Raw genomic sequence first — 18360 nt, forward strand, 5'->3', positions numbered from 1 at the left:
TCAAATCCAAGAACCAACCGTCATTCAAAGACAGGTGATCCGATCATGTTTAACCGCCAACACAAATCCGACCTGCTGGAAATCGAGCGCTTTTCCTGCGCGCTGAATGAAGCCAATGCGAAGCTTGCAGCCATTAGCCGATCCATGGCGATGATCGAATTTGATCGTGACGGCGTAGTGCTGGACGCCAATGAAAACTTTTGCAAGATCATGGGCTACAGCGCTGAAGAGATTCGTGGCAAACACCATCGGATCTTCTGCGAGGAATCTTTCTACCGCAGCGAAGCCTACACCCGGTTATGGCGAGACCTGGCGCGGGGGGAGCCTTTCAGCGACACGTTCATGCGCCTGACCCGGGATGGGCGCGAGGTTTGGCTGGAGGCCAGCTACATGCCGGTTTACGGCAGTGACCATCAGGTGCGCAGCGTGCTCAAGGTGGCCTCGGACGTCACCGAACGGGTTCACCGTGAACACGAAAACCAGAGTCTGATCGATGCCATCAGCCGTTCCATGGCAGTGATCGAGTTCACGCCGCAGGGGCAGATTCTCAATGCCAACGAGAATTTCCTGAAGACGGTGCAGTATTCCCTCAATGAGATTGTTGGCCAACACCACAGCATATTCTGTCATCGCAGCGAAATCGAAGCGCCGGCCTACAAGGCGTTCTGGGCCTCCCTCAATCGTGGCGAATATCACTCCCATCGGTTTGAGCGGCGCAACAAGCATGGGCAGACATTATTTCTGGAAGCGTCCTACAACCCCATCTTTGATGCCAACGGCCGTTTGTACAAAGTGGTGAAGTTTGCCAGCGATATCACCGATCAAGTAACTACCCTGCGGATCGCAGCCGAATCGGCCCACAGCACTTCGGTACAAAACGACGCCTGCGCTCGCAAGGGGTCGGAGGTGGTGCAGCAGACCGTACAAATCATCGAGGAAATTTCCCGCGACTTGAACGAAGCCGCCTTGAGTATCGATGCGGTGAGCCGGCAGTCGACCATCATCGGCACCATTGTCCAGACGATTCGCGGCATTGCCGATCAAACCAATTTGCTGGCCCTTAACGCCGCCATTGAGGCCGCCCGCGCCGGCGAGCATGGTCGTGGTTTCGCTGTGGTGGCCGACGAAGTACGCAGCCTGGCGGCCCGTACCAGCCAGGCGACAGTGGAGATTGTCGATGTGGTACGCAAGAACCATGACCTTTCGCTAAGCGCCGTGGCGAGTATGCAATCGAGCCTGAGTCGCACCGGGCTGGGGGTGGAACTGGCCAACGAGGCCGGGCAGGTGATCCTGGAAATTCAGGAAGGCTCGCGACATGTGGTCGATGCCATCGGCCAGTTCAACTCGACGCTGCAACTGCAGTAAATCCGTCGCTGCTGCGGTGGGCACGTTTTGCTGTGGCCGTGGCTGGCGGCGTCAATAGGTGATGGGGATCTCGAACTCCAAAAACGCATCATCTACCGGCTGATAACCCAGTACCCGCGTGGTCTCGCTCAAATCCAGACGCTTGAAACGGTTATTGGAGATACCGTGGGCGACCAAGTGTTTTACGCCTTCGACTTCCACCGAGCGCTGCAACAGTTGCACCGCGTCGCGCGGGCTGAGCCAGGCACTGAGGTCACGGGCGTTGTTCAGGTCGTGGGTTTCGGGAAACTCAAAGGCCCCGATGCGCAGGGCGATGGTAGAGAGTGATGTTTTCGCCGCGTAATATCCGCACAGCGCCTCACCGTAGCATTTGCTCACGCCATACAGATTGGCCGGCAACACCGGCATCCCCGCGATGATCTGCCGATCCACCGGGTAGCCTTCGATAGTCTGGGCACTGCTGGCAAATACCAGGCGCTTGACGTTGGCGGCCACCGCGGCTTCAAACAGGTAGGTAGTGGCCAGGATGTTATTGGGTAGCAACTCTTCGAAGCTGGCGCTGGCGTGAGGAATGCCTGACAGGTGCACAATCACGTCGATACCGTCGAGCAGTGCCGCCAGGCTTTGTTTATCGCTCAGGTCTGCACGCACGAAACGATGCTCGCCCAAGGGGAAGCCTGGCTCGATGCGGTCAGTGAGGGTAAAGCAGTAGCGTTCTTTCGAGGCCTCGAAAAATGTCTTGCCGATCCTGCCGCACGCGCCGGTGAGCAGTACATTTAGTCCTTTCATCTTGTTGTCCTTAGTCATGACCGTCGAGGGCGAAGGTCTGGAAGCCTGGACGCTGGCTCAGTCTCGCGTAATAAGCGCTGACAGCCGGATACGACGGACGCTCCATGGGCGTCATTTGCCAGCGATGCGCCGACAGGCCGATCAGAATATCCGCCAGCGTAAACGTGTTACCGGCCACATAAGCATCAGTGCGGGTGAGCTGCTGCTCGAGCAGGCCCATCTTGGCGTTCCAGCCGCGTACTCCGGCTTCAAGACGTTGCGGGTCCTGAAAGTCCGGATTCTTGCGAACCAGGGCATGGAACGCATAACCCCAGGAAGGATTGAGCTCGGTGGCTTGCCAATCCATCCATTGCTCGACCCTGGCACGCGCCGCAGGCTCGGCCGGCAGCAAGTCATCACACGGATGCAAACCCACCAAATAGCGGCAAATGGTGTTGGACTCCCAGAGCACACCGTTCTCATCGATGATCACGGGGACCTGGGCGTTGGGGTTCAGGGCCAGGAACCGCGGTGACTGGGTAGGCGTGAAGCCGATGCCCCAGTCCTCACGCTCGTAGGGGATGGCCAACTCCTGGCAGGTCCATAGGACTTTCCGTACGTTGATCGACGACGTGCGACCCAGGATTTTCAGCGTGTTTCCCATGGTGCTTCCCTGACGATGGTGAATTGGCAGGGAGCAATCTAACAGGGCGTTGGCGGGCTAGCTACTTTCTCGAACCTTCAGTTCAAACCCCATATCCACCACCGGTTTGGCGATTTTGTTGCCGGCCATCAACGTCAGCAAGTGTTCTGCTGCGCGCCGGCCAATGGCCTCGCGCGGAGTACTGATGCTGCTCAGGCGCGGCACCATGAAGGAGGAGGCGGGCAGGTCGTTGAAGCCCAGCACTGCCACTTGCTCCGGCACCTTGATCCCATGGCGCAGGGCTTCGAGCAGGGCGCCGTGGGCCAAGTCATCGTTGCCAAAGAAAATGGCGTCCACATCCGGATGGCTGGCCAACAGCTGCAAGAACAGCTCGCCACCCAGGCCCACCGACGAAGGACGCGGCGTCAGCAGTTCCAGAGCCGGGTCGTAAAGCTGCGCCCGTTGCAGGGCGCGGCGAAAGCCTTCGCCGCGCAGCAGGGTGCGCTGGTCCAGTTGCGCGCCGATATAAGCCAGGCGTTTGCGACCTCGAGAGATCAAGTGCGCCGCGGCCGTTTCGCCGGCGCTGGTTTGCGAGAAACCGACACAGTTGAGCCCGGCCCCTGGGTCCAGATCCATCATGTACACGCTTGGCACATTGCTCGACTCGACCATGCGGCGGGCGCTTTCAGTGCGGTCAAACCCGGTCAGCAGCAAGCCTCGTGGTTGATAGGCCATGTAGTTGCGCAACAGGTTTTCTTCTTCTTCCCGGGAGTAGTGGGTATTGCCAATCAGCACTTCGAAGCCCTTGGGCCGTAAAACCTGATGAATGGCCTCCAGGGTTTCAATGAACAACAGGTTGGACAGCGACGGCACCAGCACCACCACCGAATGGCTCTGGGCCGAGGCCAGGGCGCGGGCGGCCGGGTTGACCACATAGCTCAGTTCGGCGGCGGCCTTCTGGACTTTTTCCACCAGCGCGGTGGCCACGGTACTGACGCCGCGCAAGGCCCGCGATGCGGTAATCGGGCTGACACCCGCCAGGCGGGCGACTTCATTGAGGGTAGGGCGTCCCGTCGTGCGGGTATTTTTATCGTTCTTGGAGGTCATCAGGCGGCTTGCCAAACAAAATTCGAGGCACTAAGGTAGCGCTGTCCCCACAAGCCTGCAAATACTTGAGCAATGGGTTGCCTGATCCTTGCTTGATCGGTGGAAAGGATGCACGCGTCACTCCATAAAAATGACAACAAGGCGCGGGAAAAGCCTGTCTTTGGATAGTCTTCAGACTGACAAAGGTAGCGCTGTCTGCGTCCTGAGGTGTTTCATGAGTCAACCTGTTACTGCCCTGGTCATCATGGGTGTTGCCGGCTGTGGCAAGACCAGCGTCAGCGAGGCCCTGTGCCAGTTGAACGGCGCCACTGCCATCGAAGGCGATAGCTTTCATCCTGCCGCCAACATCGAAAAGATGAGCGCTGGCCATCCCCTCAACGACGACGATCGCGCCGGTTGGCTCGACATCCTGTGCGATGAGCTGCGCCGCTCGCTCAAGGCTGGCGAGCACCCGGTACTCACCTGCTCGGCGTTGAAGAAAAAATACCGTGACCACCTGCGCGAAGCCGCTCCGGGCCTGGGTTTTGTCTTTCTGGAACTGAGTCGTGAAGTGGCGGCGGATCGTGTCTCCCATCGTCCCGGCCATTTCATGCCGGCCAGCCTGATCGACAGTCAGTTCGCCACGCTTGAATCGCCGGTGGGCGAGCCGTTGACCCTGGCGCTCAATGCCAGTGAAGACAGCGTCGAAGCGTTGGCGCAGCAAACCGCAGCATGGTGGTGTCAGCACGGCTTTGAACCAACCATATAATTTTTTGCCGGGCAGGATAGCGCTGTCTGCAGGCATAAATTTCAACACTGGCTTTAATAACAACAACAAACAGGAGAAATCCCCATGTTTGGCATGTCACACGAGTCTTACCTGCTGCTTGATGCAGTGGTCACCATCATCGGGCTGATCGTGTTGATCACCCGGTTCAAGGTTCACCCGTTCATTGCGCTGATCATTGCCGCAGGCTTTCTCGGCCTGACCTCGGGCATGCCCGTGGACAAGATCATCAAGGCCTTCCAAGACGGTTTTGGCGGGGTACTCGGTTTTGTCGGGATTATCCTGGCGCTGGGGACGATGCTAGGCAAGATGATGGCCGAATCCGGTGGGGCCGATCAGATCGCCCAGACGCTGATCCGCGCCTTCGGCAAGGACAAAGTGCAGTGGGCGATGATGTTCGCCGCGTTCCTGGTCGGTATTCCGCTGTTCTTCGAGATCGGCTTTGTACTGCTGATCCCGCTGGTGTTCATCGTGGCCCGGCGCACTGGCGTGTCGCTGATCAAGATCGGTATCCCGCTGCTCGCCGGCCTGTCGGCGGTTCATGGCCTGGTGCCACCGCATCCGGGCCCGCTGTTGGCGATTGGCGTGTTTGGCGCGGACATCGGTAAAACCATCCTGTACGGCCTGATCGTCGCACTGCCGACGGCCATCATTGCTGGCCCGATCTTCGGTACGTTTATCGCCAAATACATCCCGGGCAATCCGTCCCAGGAGCTGGTCGATCAACTGGCCCGCGAGACCGATAGCAAGTCGTTGCCCAGCTTCAGCATTACCCTGGTCACCGTGCTGCTGCCGGTGTTCCTGATGCTGCTCAAAACCTTTGCCGACATCGCGTTTGCCGAAGGCAACGTAGTGCGCAATTGGATGGACATGATCGGCCACCCCATCAGCGCCTTGCTGCTGGCGTTGCTGTTGTCGCTGTACACCTTTGGTCATCGCCAGGGCATCCACTCCAAGCAGATCCTCAAGCTGCTCGACGCCAGCCTGGCGCCGACTGCGGCAATCATCCTGATCATTGGTGCCGGTGGCGGCTTCAAGCAGATGCTGGTGACCAGCGGCGTGGGTGATGTGATCGGCCATATGGCCGTGACCGCGCAGATCAATCCGATCCTGCTGGCCTGGCTGGTGGCGGCGGTGATTCGTATCGCCACGGGTTCGGCGACGGTGGCGACCATCACGGGAGCGGGCATCGTGGTGCCTGTGGTCGGGATGGTGCCGGGGGTAAACCTGGAGTTGCTGGTGCTGGCCACAGGCGCGGGTTCGTTGATCCTGTCTCACGTCAACGATGCGGGGTTCTGGCTGGTGAAGCAGTACTTCAACATGACCGTGGCCGAGACGTTCAAGACCTGGACCGCGATGGAGACCATTCTGTCCATCGTGGCGCTGGGCTTCATCATGTTGCTGTCGTTGGTGGTCTAAACCTGTGGGAGCCGGCTTGCCTGCGATAGCATCGCCTCGGTATGACTGATACACCGAGTTGAATCCATCGCAGGCAAGCCAGCTCCTGCATTGACTGTGTTTCGGCAGGTGGGTCGGGTCAGGCTTTAGTGACCAGGCCATCCGCCCGGAACATCCCGCGAATCCCCCGTACTGCCTGGCGAATCCGGTCCTGGTTTTCGATCAGCGCAAAGCGCACATGATCATCGCCATACTCGCCAAAGCCGATGCCTGGCGACACACACACCTTGGCCTCCAGCAACAGCTTCTTGGCAAACTCCAGCGAACCCATCGCCGCGTAAGCCTGGGGAATCTTCGCCCAGACGTACATCGACGCCTTGGGATTTTCCACCATCCAGCCCAGTTCATGCAGGCCCTTGACCAGCACATTGCGCCGTTGGCGATACTGCTCGGCAATATCCTTCACGCATTGCTGGTCACCTTCCAGTGCCGCAATCGCTGCCACTTGCAGCGGTGTGAAGGTGCCGTAGTCATGGTAGCTCTTGATCCGGGCCAGGGCGTTGACCAGTTCCGGATTGCCGACCATAAAGCCAATGCGCCAACCCGCCATGTTGTAGCTTTTGGACAGGGTAAAAAACTCCACGGCGATATCTTTCGCGCCGGGCACCTGCATGATCGAAGGGGCTTTCCAGCCGTCATAGACAATGTCGGCGTAAGCCAGGTCGTGGACCACCAACACGTCGTACTGTTTGGCCAGGGCGATCACCCGTTCGAAGAAATCCAGTTCCACGCACTGCGCAGTAGGGTTGGAGGGAAAACCGAGGATCATCATCTTCGGCTTGGGGATCGAGCCGCGAATGGCCTGTTCCAGTTCGGCGAAGAAATCCACGCCAGGCACCAGCGGCACCGACCGCACCTGGGCGCCGGCAATCACGGCACCGTAAATGTGAATCGGGTAACTGGGGTTGGGCACCAGCACCGTGTCGCCCTGGTCGAGGGTGGCCAGCATCAAATGCGCCAGGCCTTCCTTGGAACCGATGGTGACAATAGCCTCGGCCTCAGGGTCGATGTCTACCTCATAGCGATCCTTGTACCAGCGCGAGATCGCCCGACGCAGACGCGGAATGCCTCTGGAGGTGGAGTAACCGTGGGTATCTTCGCGCTGTGCGACGGTCACCAGTTTTTCCACGATATGCGGTGGCGTCGGGCCGTCAGGGTTGCCCATGCTCAGGTCGATGATGTCTTCGCCACGACGACGGGCAGCCATCTTCAGCTCGGCTGTGATGTTGAAAACGTAGGGGGGGAGTCGATCTATGCGCGCAAAGCGGCGCGGCGAACCTTGGTCTGCCATTGTTGCCTCGGAGTACGTAAGCGCCCGGAACCGTCCGAGCGACGTCGGCCACTGCGGTGGCCTGCGGGACGGACGATACGGCGGGTGATGGCCAGTTGTCCAGATGACGCGGCGGATATTTTTTAGCGCTTGAAGCAAAGGTGGGATATGACCCTATACTCGGTACGGTTTTGTTCCCTTCACCGATGGAGAATGTGCAGATGGATCAACAAACAAAGCTAGCGCTGGAGCCGCGCCTGGAAGCGGGCAAGGCGATGGTGATCGCCGGTGTTTCCGGTCGTTATGCAAAGGCCACGGTCGGCGACATCCCCAAGTTGTGGGAGCTTTTCGACTCCCATATCGAAGACCTCAAAAAGCGCGTTGGCGGCGTGACCTATGGCGTTTGCTACAACGCCAGCCACGATGAGTTCGATTACATGGCCGGGGTCGAAGTGCCTGCCAAGAACGATGTGCCGAGCAACTTCACGTCGATTGAAATACCGGTTCGCCAGTACGCAGTATTTCCTCATTACGGCCCCGTGCAGGCGCTGGCGCAGACCTATGAGCGAATCATGTTCGAGTGGTTGCCGACCTCGGGCTACAAGGTCGCGGGCGCTGACTTCGAGCGCTACAGCGCGGATTTCGATGGCAGAAAAGGCACCGGGTCGGTGGAAATCTGGCTGCCTGTCGAGGCCAAGGCTGGATAAACGGTCATCCGCCAAAGCTGCGTTGGTAATCCTGTGCTGGTTTTTGGATAGCCTGGGCAACGTTTGGCGCTTGTCGACAATCGTCGTCTTCACCTTTGAGGACGACCTCAAGCGAGTGTCATCCGAGCGTTAGCGCCAGCCGCCGCTCATAGCCAATTCGCCCCTTATACGCTTCCCCGCTGTCCACCCATCCCAGGCGCAGATACAGGCTCATCGCCGCCTCGTTGTCGCTGTCCACCGACAATTGCAGCGCCGTGACCTGCGGCCATACCGCGCGCACAGCAGCGGGCAGTGCCTGCAGACAGGCTTTGCCGAACCCTTGGCCTTGCCGGCTGCGATCGACTTGCAGGGCGTGCAGGGTGGCGCTGTGTTCGTCGGCCCAGTGGGGCAGGCACGGTGGGCGTTTGAGCAGCAGGAAGGCGACGGGGACCTCATCGGCGAGCAGCGCAAAACCCTTGATGCCGGGGCTGGGGTTGACCAGCAAGGTGTTCAGCGCGCAATAGATATCCCCGCAATAGGGCAGTTGTTCGGGATGGACTTGGAGGGTGCTGAGTTGCTGCTGCTGCGTGGCAGTCAGGGTTTCATAGGGCGTGAGGCGCGTTTGCATCGAATAGATGTCCTGATTCCTACAGCAAGGATGCAAATTCTAGCGGTTTTGCTTTCATCGCAACTTTTTTTCACACGCCTGTCGATTGGCGGGGCGGTCAGTCGACTAAGGGTGTCTTGTGTGATTTATCCCTGAAAGGAGCATTGCCATGAATACCCAAGTGAACAGCGAAATCAGCACGTTGATTGAAAACTGGAAGCAGGCCGTTATGGCTAAGGATGTCGACAGAATCGTCAGCTTCTACGCCGATGAAATTGTCGCGTTCGATGCAGTTAATGCCTTGCAGTTCAAGGGCCGGGATGCTTACCAGGCGCACTGGAAAGCGTGTATGGAGTTCTGCCCTGGACCTGGCATTTTCGAGTTCCACCAAATGAACATCGTACCGGGTGCCGACAGTGCCTTCGCTCACTGGCTGGCCCACTGTGGCGGTGCCGGGCCGGATGGTGTGGTGAAGTCGTGCTGGATGCGCGTTACCGCTGGTTACCAGCGTATCGACGGCCAATGGAAGGTAGTGCATGAGCACTGGTCCACGCCTTTTGATATGGAAACCGGCGCCGGGCTGTTCGACCTGAAACCTTGAGCGTCGCGAACTATAGTCAGTAGTCCGAAAACGGAGAACATCATGAAGTACTTATGCCTGGTCTACAGCGACGAAAGCCAGTTGCACAGCCAGCCCGATAGCCCTGAGGACACGGAGTGCCACGCCTACGCCGAAGCCATCCAGGGCAGCGGCCGGATGCTTGCGGCCGAGGCGCTGGAGTCGGTGTCGACCGCCACCACGGTGCGCGTGCGCAACGGCAAGTTATCGATCACCGACGGACCGTTTGCCGAAACCAAGGAGCAACTTGCCGGGTTCTATCTGATTGATGCCAAGGACCTCAACGAAGCGCTGCAGATAGCCAGTGGTATTCCGGCCGCCCGGGTCGGCAGCGTGGAGGTACGTCCGGTGCGTGAGTTGGACCTTTCCTCGACCTAAGCATGCACGCCAGGAGGTTTACCGATGTGTAGCCAATTACCAACCGGCTGCCGCTTCAGCGCCATGTGCTGGAGCGGTAGGTGACCGAGGGCGTCCAGGCCAAGGTCGAGGCGATCTATCGCCACGAATCACGGCGCATCCTCGCCACCCTGATTCGCCTGCTCGGCGATTTCGACCTCGCCGAAGAAGCCTTGCATGAGGCGTTCTTCGTCGCAGTCGAGCGTTGGCAGCAGGACGGGGTGCCGGACAATCCCCGGGCATGGCTGGTCTCTACCGGGCGCTTCAAGGCCATCGATCGCCTGCGCCGCCAGGCGCGTTTTGCCGCGTCGCAGACGCTGTTGCTGGCCCAGGCCGAAGCACTGGAAGAGGCTGACTGGAGTACTGAAGACGTGCAAGACGACCGTCTGCGCCTGATCTTTACCTGCTGCCATCCGGCGCTGGCGCAGGACGCACAGGTGCCACTGACCCTGCGTGAGATCTGTGACCTCACCACAGAGGAAATCGCCCGGGCGTTTCTTGCCACGCCCGCGACTATTGCCCAGCGCATTGTGCGGGCCAAGGGCAAGATCCGTGAGGCGAAGATTCCCTATCAGGTGCCGTCCCTGGGAGAGTTGCCCGAGCGCCTGGACAGTGTATTACGCGTGATTTACCTGGTATTCAACGAAGGTTACTCGGCTTCCACCGGTGACGATCTGACCCGCGATGACTTGACTCGCGAAGCCATTCGGTTGGGGCGCCTGCTCCTGGAGTTGCTGCCAGAGCCGGAAGTCATGGGCCTGTTGGCATTGATGCTGCTCCATGAGTCCCGCCGCCCGGCGCGCATGTCGCAAGGCGGCGAACTGGTGGTGTTGGACGAGCAAGACCGCTCCTTGTGGGATGCGTCGTTGATGGCTGAAGGCTGCACGTTGGTCGAGCGCGCCCTGAAGACCCGACGTTTCGGACCTTATTGTTTGCAGGCGGCAATTGCCGCGGTACACGCCGAAGCGCCCAGCGCGGCTGAAACGGATTGGCCACAGATTGTCGGGCTTTACGACGTGCTGCTCAGGGTCGTGCCGTCGCCGGTGATCGAGCTCAATCGGGCGGCAGCACTGGCCATGCGCGACGGGCCGTTGGCCGGACTGCAGCAGGTGGAAAGGATTCTGGCGCGCGGAGAGCTATTGGACTACCACTTGGCGCATTCGGCGCAGGGAGAGTTTTGCCGCCAATTAGGGCGAGTGAAAGAGGCGCGGCAGGCGTATGAAAAGGCCTTGGCGCTGACCCGACAAGCTCCGGAGCGACGCTTTATCGAAAGGCGTCTGGCGTCCCTGCGCTAGCCAGGCACTCACTCCAGCATTTTTTCCAGAAACCAACTCCCCGCCGGCCCTGGCGGATGTTGCCGTGACCACAGCGCATCCACGGCCACCGAGCGTGGCCAGCCGCGTGCCTTCAGTTCCACCAGTTGGCCATTCGCAAAGCGTTCCACCAGCCAGCGGGGCAGGGCGGCCCAACCGAAACCGAGGATGGCCATTTCCATCAGCATCACGAAGCTGGGAGCCGACCAGACCCGTCCGTTCGGCCGGTTTTCATTGGGGTTGATGACGCTCGCCAGGCGCAGTTCACGGTGTTGTTGCAGGGTTTGTTGATCAATGCCAGCAAGGCTGGACAGGGCATGTCGGGGGGAAACGAACAAGGCGAGTTCTGCACGCTCTTCGACGGTGGCGCGGGTCAGGTCGGGCGGGTAGACCTCCTGTGCCTCGATAAAGGCAATCTGTGCCCGACCGCTTTGGACCAGGGCGATCAAGTCTTCGCACTCGGCGATCAACCATTCCAGTTCCATGTCCGGGTAGCGCTGCTCGAAAGTGCTGAGTACCGTATCAAAGCGGGCCGATTGGTATGTATCCGACATGGCGATACTGAGCTTGGGCTCCAGCCCTTGGGCCAACTGGCTCGCGGCCAACGCCAGTCGGCTGTCGGCCTCCAGTACCTGCTCGGCCCGCTGCAGCAGAACGTGGCCGGCCGGGGTCAGGGTAGGTTTGCGGCTGCTGCGGTCAAACAGCAGCACATCCAGATCGATCTCCAGGGCCGCTACCGCAGCACTGACGGTGGACTGGCTCTTGCCCAACTTGCGTGCCGCGGCGGAAAACGAGCCTTGGGTCGCTGCTTGGACAAACGCCTGTAATACTTCATGGGATGCCATCATCTATCGCCTTGATCGATGGTTAATGGTTATGAAGTATCGATGTGGCAGGTGAAGATGGCAACCCTCGACATTCACAGAGCACCGCTCATGAACACTACCAAGTCCATCACCGAACGCGTTTTCCAAGCCGTTGGCTTCGAGGCCCTGGCCTTGATGATCTGCACTCCGCTGCTGGCCTGGATCATGGAAAAGCCGGCCCTGGAGATGGGCATGGTCACCCTGGCCATCAGCCTTATGGCGTTGACCTGGAATATCATTTTCAACGGCTTGTTCGACCGTCTCAAGGCGCGCCTGCAACTGGCCAATGGTGTCTGGACACGGGTGCTGCATGCGCTGTTGTTCGAAGGCGGGTTGATCATCGTGTGTGTGCCGCTGATCGCCGCGTGGCTGAAAATCAGCCTGATGCAGGCGTTCATTCTGGATATTGGCGTGCTGCTGTTTTTTCTGCCGTACACCTATGTGTATCACTGGGGGTACGACGTGCTGCGGGAGAAGTTCCTGCAGCAGCGTGTACCTGAACAAGTGTGACGGCGTCAGATGAACATTCCACCTGAGGCCTCTATACGCTGACCGTTGATCCACCGGCTGCCGTCAGCCAACAGCGTGGAAATCGCGCCACCAATGTCGTCCGGCAAACCGACCCGGCCCAGGGCGGTGTTGCTGGCGACATACACGTTGATGTCGGCATTGTCACGCACGCTGCCGCCACCGAAGTCGGTTTCAATGGCGCCGGGGGCCAGTGTGTTGACACTGATACCCCGTGCACCGAGTTCCTTGGCCTGATAGCGGGTCAGCACTTCCACCGCGCCTTTCATTGATGCATAGGCGGCATAGCCTGGCAGGCTGAAGCGCGCCAGGCCGCTGGAAATATTAATGATCCGGCCGCCGTCGGCAATCAGAGGCAACAGCTTCTGTGTCAGGAAGAACGGACCCTTGAGGTGGATCGCGACCATTTGGTCGAACTGCTCTTCAGTTGTTTCAATGAAGCTGGCATGGGTGCCGACCCCTGCGTTATTGATCAGAAAGTTAAAATGCTCCCGTGCGAAAACCGACTTGAGCGTATGGCCTATTTCGCTGACAAATCCGTCGAACGTTGTGCTCTGGCTGACATCCAGCTGCAGCATGGCGGCACGGCCACCGAGTTGCTCGATCAGCGCAACCACAGCCTGGGCCTCGGCGGCCTTGCTGTGGTAGGTGCCGATGATGTCGATGCCTTGTGCTGCCAGGTGCAAGGCAGCGCTTTTGCCCAGGCCGCGGCTGGCGCCGGTGATCAATGCGATTTTACGGGTCATGGTCTAGTCCTCTTGGCGAACAGGTAGTCAGTGGGATTGAGTGTATTTGTCCGCCGTACACGTGATAAACAGTGGTTTTACAGATTCACTGGCCGGATAAGCCGAACAATCAACGGATACCCCCATGAACAAACTGGATCTGCTGCTGACCTTCGTACGCGTCACCGAGCTATCGAGTTTTACCCAGGCGGGCGAGCGCCTGGGGTTGCCACGCTCTACGGTGTCCGAGCATGTGCAGGCCTTGGAAGAATTGTTGGGCACGCGGCTGCTGCAGCGCACCACGCGTAAAGTCCAGGCGACCCAGGACGGGCGGGTGCTGTACGAGCGCAGCAAGGATTTGCTGTCGCACATGGAGGAGCTGGAGGGGCTGTTTCGCCAGGATGAGGCACAACTGACCGGCCGGATCCGAATCGATATGCCCAATGCCGTGGCCCGGGAGCAAATCGTGCCGCGCCTGCCGGAATTCATGGATAGACATCCGTTGATCGAACTGGAACTCAGCGGTTCCGACCGCCAGGTCGACCTGTTGGCTGAGGGTTTTGATTGCGTGTTGCGGGTGGGCGCGCAGCCGGATCAGTCCGTGGTGGCGCGGCTGTTGTGCAGCATGCCGATGATCAACTGCGTCAGCCCTGGCTACCTGCAACGTTACGGCGAACCCAAGACCCTGGCCGATCTGGCCGAGCATCAATTGGTGCATTACGTACGGCCGCTGGGCGCGCGCTCGCCGGGTTTCGAATACATGCAGGGCAACAAGGTGCAGCGTGTCGCGATGGCCGGGCGAATAACGGTCAACAGCACCGATGCCTATCAGTCGGCCTGCCTGGCAGGGTTGGGGATTGTCCAGGTGCCTGGGTTGGGGATCCGCGAGTTGCTTGCGCGTGGCGAGTTGGTGGCGATTCTCCAGGACTATCCCGCACCTTCGTTGGATGTGTCGATGCTGTATGCCAGCCAGCGGCACCTGCCGTTGCGGGTGCGGGTGTTTATGGATTGGCTGGCGGCTACCTTCAAGGCTCTGCTTTAGCGTCGCGCGCTCAGTTGCTGCGGGGCGAGGAAGGCATCGTGGAAATAGTCGCGAAAGGCCTGCATGGCCGGGGTGAACGCCCGTTCGCGGTGCCAGGCCAGGCCGACGCTCATGGGCGTCACGTGGTCGGTCACGCTTACGGTTTCAATGCGCTTGCCTTCCAGCGACCACGGGCGGTGGACCAGATCCGAGAGAATCGCCACACCGCTACCATTGGCCACCATACTGCGTACCGCTTCCACCGAACTGGTGCGCAAACGCACATTGGGCGTCTGCCCGGCCTGTTGCCAATAGCGTCGGGCACTGTGTTCGGCTTCATCTACGGTCAGCATGATATAGGGCTCACTGGCCACATCGGCCAGGCTGACCGAGCTGTGCTCGCACAACGGATGGTGGCTGGGCAGCCACAGGCGGCGTTCGGAATTGAAGAGGGTCTGCGAGAAAATATCCGGATGGGTGAGGTTGGCGGTCAGCACCACGGCCATATCGAACTGACCGTCCAGCAGTCCGTGCTCGATGGCCTGGCGCTCCTGCTCGAAGACTTCGATGGTCACGTCTGGGTGCCAGTGTTCCATGCGCTGCAGGTGGTGCGGCAGAAAGTAACCCAGCACGGTGTAACTGGCCGCGACGCGCAACACACCGCTGGCGCGGTAGTCCGGCAGGGGGCTGTTCAGCGCGTCCTCGACGCTGCGCGCGATCACATAGGCACGGTTGAGAAAGTGCCGGCCGGCATCGGTCAGGCTCATGCCCTGGGCCGAGCGCACAAATAGCCGGACCCCGAGCATGGCTTCCAGCTCCTTGATTGCGGTGGTCACTGCCGACTGGGAAATGTTCAGGTGGATCGCCGCCTGGGAAATCTGGCCGATTTCGGCGGTGGCGATAAAGTAGCGGACCTGGCGCAAGGTAAGGGACATGGAGGCGTTCCACTGGACAGTTATCTGATTTTCAGAAGATGAACCATCTGATAATAAATCTTCCCAAGGGGTCAAGCTGCAGCCTACTTTCCATGGCACGATCTTTTGCGGAGCAGCCTTGATGCACACAGTCGATTTCAACTCGGATATGGGCGAAAGCTTCGGCCCCTGGACCATCGGCGATGGCGTGGACAACGAACTGATGGCCCATATCAGCTCGGCCAACGTTGCCACCGGCTTCCATGCAGGCGACCCGGGCACCATGCGCCGCACCATCGAGCGCGCCAGGCAGTTGGGCGTGGCCATTGGCGCCCACCCGGGCTTTCGCGACCTGGTGGGGTTTGGTCGCCGGCACATCAACGCGCCAGCCCAGGAGCTGGTCGACGACATGCTCTATCAACTGGGGGCACTGCGCGAACTTGCCCGGGCGCAAGGTGTAAGCCTGCAACACATCAAGCCCCATGGCGCCTTGTACATGCACCTGGCCCGCGACGAAGAAGCGGCACGCCTGCTGGTGGAAAACCTGCAACGCCTGGAGCCTGGCCTGTTGTTGTACTGCATGCCCAATTCTGTGATCTGGCGGATTGCCAGGGAGTTGGGACAACCGGTGATGCGCGAGTTTTATGCCGACCGTGAGTACGACCTTTCAGGCTCCATCGTGTTTACCCGCAATGTCCGCCCCCTGGATCCAGCAAAGGTGGCGGCGCGGGTCTTGCGTGCCTGCCAGGCCGGGGTGGTGCGCACTGTCGAAGGCGAAGACCTGGCGATCGAATTCGATTCCATCTGCCTGCACAGCGATACCCCTGGCGCACTCGACCTGGTGGAGGCCACCCGTAACGCGCTGGATCAGGCGGGGATTGTCGTGCGCGCCCCGCGCTGAACGTTACCGGTGCCCAGACACCGGACCAGAATCAAATTTGCCTGCCTTTCTACAATGATTCCAAGAGGAACAGACATGGCTGAAACATCCCCGATCCGCTACAGCTTTGGCGGTGATGAACACTTGTTCGCCGAGGTCAGTGAAAGCATGTCCCTGGAAGCCTTCTTCAAGGGCATGGCCGTGACCCGTGCAGTGGAACGCCTCAACCTGCCGGGTGTACTGGATGTGTGCCTGGCCAACGCGTCCTTCCAGATTCGCTTCGACCCTGACCACATCGCGCCACACGTGTTGCTTGATGCGGTGCAGAGCGCCGAAGCCCAGGCGGTGGCCGAGCGTACCTTGCACACCCGAATCATCGAGATTCCAGTGCTGTACAACGATCCCTGGACCCATGAAACCTTGATGCGTTTTCGCGATCGGCATCAAGACCCCAGCGGCACCGACCTGGAGTACGCCGCGCGGGCAAATGGTCTGGCGGATGTCGACGCGTTTATAGCGGCCCACAGCGGTGCGCCATGGTTTGTCTCGATGGTCGGTTTTGTCGCGGGCTTGCCCTTTATGTTCCAGATGGTCGAGCGCGAGCGCCAGTTGCAGGTGCCCAAATACCTGCGCCCGCGCACCGACACGCCAAAATTGACCCTGGGCCACGGTGGTTGTTTTGGTTGTATCTATTCGGTACGTGGTGCCGGTGGCTACCAGATGTTTGGCGTTACACCGGCACCGATCTACGATCCGGCGCAACAGTTGGCCTACCTCAAGGAGCATATGGTGTTCTTTCGCCCCGGCGATATCGTGCAGTTCAAACCCATGGACCGCGGGGCCTACGACCTGGCCGTTGCCGAGGTCGACGCAGGACGCTTCGATTTGCGCATTCGCCCCGTGGAGTTTTCCCTCGACGGGTTTCTCGCCGATCCGGTCGGCTACCCGAAAACCCTGCAGGAGGCGCTCGCATGATCAAGGTCATCAAGCCAGGCCTGGCCACCTCCGTGCAGGACCTGGGCCGCGAAGGCTATTACCATCTGGGCATTCCACCGTCCGGTGCGCTGGATCAATACGCCTTGAGCGCGGCCAACCATCTGGTGGGCAACCCGGCCGGCGCGGCCGGGCTGGAATGCACATTGATCGGGCCGCAACTGGAGTTTCAGCAGGACACCTTGATAGCCATCAGCGGTGCGCTGATGGCTGCGCGCCTGGACGGTGAAGTAGTACATCAGGACACCGCGTTCCAGGTACGGGCCGGGCAAGTGTTGTGCTTCGAATTTCCCAAAGCGGGGGCGCGGGCTTACCTGGCAGTCGCCGGTGGTATTGATGTGCCCTTGGTGCTGGGCAGTCGATCGACTTACACCCTCGGGGCGCTGGGTGGGTTTCACGGGCGACGGTTGCAGGAAGGCGATCAGTTGCCTGTCGGTCAGGCCAGCGGCAGAGGCCGTGCGGGCAACAGTCTGCCGATGGCACTACGCCAATCCGTGGGCGGTGATGTCACGTTGCGGGTGGTGCCGGGACTGTATTACGAACGGCTGACGGCGGGGGCCAAAAGCAGTTTTTTTGCCGAGCCCTGGACAGTTGGCTCCGAGGCAGATCGCATTGGCTACCGCTTCAAGGGCGGCAGTGCCTTGAGCTTCCAGCCGCGGGAACAGCCGTTCGGCGCCGGTTCCGATCCCTCCAATATTGTCGATAGTTGCTATCCCATTGGCTCGATTCAGGTGCCGGCAGGGCTGGAGCCGATTGTGTTGCACCGGGATGCGGTCTCGGGTGGCGGGTACGCAATGATTGGCACGGTGATCAGCGCCGATCTGGATCTGATCGGGCAGATGCAGCCGAACCAGCGTGCCGGGTTTGTCGCGGTGACGTTGGAAGAGGCGCTGGAGGCGCGACGGATTTACAAGAAGCGCTTGAAGATGATGGCTGGGTTGTTTGCCTGAGGGCAGGATTGGGATTGCGGTACTGGGAAAGCCGACCTGCTTTTTCGAGCTGTAGGAGCGAGCTTGTTTGCGACGCCCATGAAAAAGCCGCGCAGCCCATGGGCTGCGCGGCTTTTTTTCAGGAGAAAACTCAGGTGTCTTGCTTGTTTTCCAGCACTTCGCCGGTCTTGGCGTCGAGTTTCACGTCCCATTTCTTGCCGGTGGTGTCGGTCAGGTCAACTTCGTACACCAGGCGACCGGCTTCGTGGTCCAGCTCGGTGTCGTTGATGGTGGCGCCAGCGTGTTTGGCCAGGGCGTCTTTGTTGAGTTGCTCGAAAGGCTTCACGGCGCCGGACTGCAGCAGGCTTGGAATCTGGTCTGGGCGGACATCTGCCTGAGCCAGGCCGGCGGTCAGGGTCAGGGCAGTAGCAGCGAACAGAGCGGTCAGGTTTTTCATGGTGTGGATCCTTCTGGGTGAGCTGTTTAAGTGGGATCAGGTTAACCAG

At 59.9% G+C, this 18360-nt stretch carries 20 protein-coding genes and 2 pseudogenes; 13 read left to right on the forward strand and 9 right to left on the reverse strand.

The window, feature by feature from the left end:
- Positions 1–45 precede the first annotated feature (45 nt).
- Together OQ460_RS06295 and OQ460_RS06300 are read left to right on the forward strand one after the other, a co-directional pair.
- Positions 46–819, forward strand: a pseudogene (locus OQ460_RS06295) (PAS domain-containing protein); the annotation flags it as partial.
- 117 nt (positions 820–936) lie between these two features.
- Positions 937–1365: pseudogene (locus OQ460_RS06300) on the forward strand (methyl-accepting chemotaxis protein); the annotation flags it as partial.
- 51 nt (positions 1366–1416) lie between these two features.
- On the opposite strand, the gene OQ460_RS06305 reads toward OQ460_RS06300, so the two are convergent.
- From OQ460_RS06305 to OQ460_RS06315, 3 genes are read right to left on the reverse strand one after another with little or no spacing between them, the layout of a single operon-like run.
- On the reverse strand, positions 1417–2154 hold the full coding sequence (locus OQ460_RS06305; protein WP_410021004.1) for an NAD-dependent epimerase/dehydratase family protein: 738 nt from the start codon (positions 2152–2154) through the stop codon (positions 1417–1419).
- Between the two features lie 10 nt (positions 2155–2164).
- Positions 2165–2797, reverse strand: coding sequence for a glutathione S-transferase family protein (locus tag OQ460_RS06310; RefSeq protein WP_410021005.1), 633 nt, complete (start codon positions 2795–2797; stop codon positions 2165–2167).
- 57 nt (positions 2798–2854) lie between these two features.
- Complete coding sequence (locus OQ460_RS06315; RefSeq protein WP_410021938.1) at positions 2855–3886, reverse strand: LacI family DNA-binding transcriptional regulator; 1032 nt, start codon at positions 3884–3886, stop codon at positions 2855–2857.
- A 211-nt stretch (positions 3887–4097) separates the two neighbouring features.
- Here OQ460_RS06315 and OQ460_RS06320 point away from each other — a divergent pair, with 211 nt between their 5' ends.
- A complete protein-coding gene (locus OQ460_RS06320; RefSeq protein WP_410021006.1) occupies positions 4098–4631 on the forward strand; it encodes a gluconokinase in 534 nt (177 codons plus the stop codon).
- An 84-nt stretch (positions 4632–4715) separates the two neighbouring features.
- Positions 4716–6068, forward strand: coding sequence for a GntP family permease (locus OQ460_RS06325; protein WP_410021007.1), 1353 nt, complete (start codon positions 4716–4718; stop codon positions 6066–6068).
- 118 nt (positions 6069–6186) lie between these two features.
- Here OQ460_RS06325 and alaC read toward each other — a convergent pair whose 3' ends face one another.
- Positions 6187–7398, reverse strand: coding sequence for an alanine transaminase (alaC, locus tag OQ460_RS06330; protein WP_410021008.1), 1212 nt, complete (start codon positions 7396–7398; stop codon positions 6187–6189).
- Positions 7399–7598: 200 nt separating this feature from the next.
- Here alaC and OQ460_RS06335 point away from each other — a divergent pair, with 200 nt between their 5' ends.
- The gene (locus tag OQ460_RS06335) at positions 7599–8084 is read left to right on the forward strand and encodes a GyrI-like domain-containing protein (protein WP_410021009.1); all 486 of its coding nucleotides are present in this window, start codon (positions 7599–7601) and stop codon (positions 8082–8084) included.
- Between the two features lie 118 nt (positions 8085–8202).
- Here OQ460_RS06335 and OQ460_RS06340 read toward each other — a convergent pair whose 3' ends face one another.
- Positions 8203–8691: a GNAT family N-acetyltransferase gene (locus OQ460_RS06340; protein ID WP_410021010.1), complete on the reverse strand. Its 489-nt coding sequence runs from the start codon at positions 8689–8691 to the stop codon at positions 8203–8205.
- Positions 8692–8839: 148 nt separating this feature from the next.
- On the opposite strand from OQ460_RS06340, the gene OQ460_RS06345 reads away from it, so the two are divergent.
- From OQ460_RS06345 to OQ460_RS06355, 3 genes are all read left to right on the forward strand, one after another.
- Positions 8840–9271, forward strand: coding sequence for a YybH family protein (locus OQ460_RS06345; RefSeq protein ID WP_410021011.1), 432 nt, complete (start codon positions 8840–8842; stop codon positions 9269–9271).
- A gap of 42 nt (positions 9272–9313) precedes the next feature.
- A complete protein-coding gene (locus tag OQ460_RS06350; protein ID WP_410021012.1) occupies positions 9314–9667 on the forward strand; it encodes a YciI family protein in 354 nt (117 codons plus the stop codon).
- Between the two features lie 80 nt (positions 9668–9747).
- The gene (locus OQ460_RS06355) at positions 9748–10980 is read left to right on the forward strand and encodes an RNA polymerase sigma factor (RefSeq protein WP_410021013.1); all 1233 of its coding nucleotides are present in this window, start codon (positions 9748–9750) and stop codon (positions 10978–10980) included.
- Between the two features lie 8 nt (positions 10981–10988).
- Here OQ460_RS06355 and OQ460_RS06360 read toward each other — a convergent pair whose 3' ends face one another.
- Positions 10989–11843, reverse strand: coding sequence for a LysR family transcriptional regulator (locus tag OQ460_RS06360; RefSeq protein ID WP_410021939.1), 855 nt, complete (start codon positions 11841–11843; stop codon positions 10989–10991).
- A 90-nt stretch (positions 11844–11933) separates the two neighbouring features.
- Here OQ460_RS06360 and OQ460_RS06365 point away from each other — a divergent pair, with 90 nt between their 5' ends.
- Complete coding sequence (locus tag OQ460_RS06365; protein WP_410021014.1) at positions 11934–12374, forward strand: multidrug/biocide efflux PACE transporter; 441 nt, start codon at positions 11934–11936, stop codon at positions 12372–12374.
- A 5-nt stretch (positions 12375–12379) separates the two neighbouring features.
- Here OQ460_RS06365 and OQ460_RS06370 read toward each other — a convergent pair whose 3' ends face one another.
- A complete protein-coding gene (locus OQ460_RS06370; protein ID WP_410021015.1) occupies positions 12380–13138 on the reverse strand; it encodes an SDR family NAD(P)-dependent oxidoreductase in 759 nt (252 codons plus the stop codon).
- Between the two features lie 124 nt (positions 13139–13262).
- On the opposite strand from OQ460_RS06370, the gene OQ460_RS06375 reads away from it, so the two are divergent.
- A complete protein-coding gene (locus OQ460_RS06375) occupies positions 13263–14159 on the forward strand; it encodes a LysR family transcriptional regulator (protein ID WP_410021016.1) in 897 nt (298 codons plus the stop codon).
- On the opposite strand, the gene OQ460_RS06380 is transcribed toward OQ460_RS06375, so the two are convergent.
- Positions 14156–15073, reverse strand: coding sequence for a LysR family transcriptional regulator (locus OQ460_RS06380; RefSeq protein ID WP_410021017.1), 918 nt, complete (start codon positions 15071–15073; stop codon positions 14156–14158). The two genes, OQ460_RS06375 and OQ460_RS06380, sit on opposite strands and share 4 nt — an antisense overlap.
- Before the next feature lie 121 nt (positions 15074–15194).
- On the opposite strand from OQ460_RS06380, the gene OQ460_RS06385 reads away from it, so the two are divergent.
- The 3 genes from OQ460_RS06385 (at position 15195) to OQ460_RS06395 (ending at position 17875) form a co-directional block, all read left to right on the forward strand.
- The gene (locus tag OQ460_RS06385; RefSeq protein ID WP_410021018.1) at positions 15195–15953 is read left to right on the forward strand and encodes a 5-oxoprolinase subunit PxpA; all 759 of its coding nucleotides are present in this window, start codon (positions 15195–15197) and stop codon (positions 15951–15953) included.
- Between the two features lie 75 nt (positions 15954–16028).
- Positions 16029–16907 carry a 5-oxoprolinase subunit B family protein gene (locus OQ460_RS06390; protein WP_410021019.1) on the forward strand — a complete coding sequence of 293 codons (879 nt, stop codon included), beginning with the start codon at positions 16029–16031 and terminating at the stop codon, positions 16905–16907.
- Positions 16904–17875 (forward strand): biotin-dependent carboxyltransferase family protein, encoded by a 972-nt coding sequence (locus OQ460_RS06395; RefSeq protein WP_410021020.1) that lies wholly within the window; start codon positions 16904–16906, stop codon positions 17873–17875. Before OQ460_RS06390 ends, OQ460_RS06395 begins: the two co-directional genes overlap by 4 nt.
- Positions 17876–18005: 130 nt before the next feature.
- On the opposite strand, the gene OQ460_RS06400 is transcribed toward OQ460_RS06395, so the two are convergent.
- Positions 18006–18311 carry a PepSY domain-containing protein gene (locus OQ460_RS06400; protein ID WP_410021021.1) on the reverse strand — a complete coding sequence of 102 codons (306 nt, stop codon included), beginning with the start codon at positions 18309–18311 and terminating at the stop codon, positions 18006–18008.
- Between the last annotated feature and the right edge of the window lie 49 nt (positions 18312–18360).

The sequence above is a fragment of the Pseudomonas imrae genome, assembly GCF_046352735.2.
In the GTDB taxonomy this organism is placed as follows: Bacteria; Pseudomonadota; Gammaproteobacteria; order Pseudomonadales; family Pseudomonadaceae; genus Aquipseudomonas; species Aquipseudomonas imrae.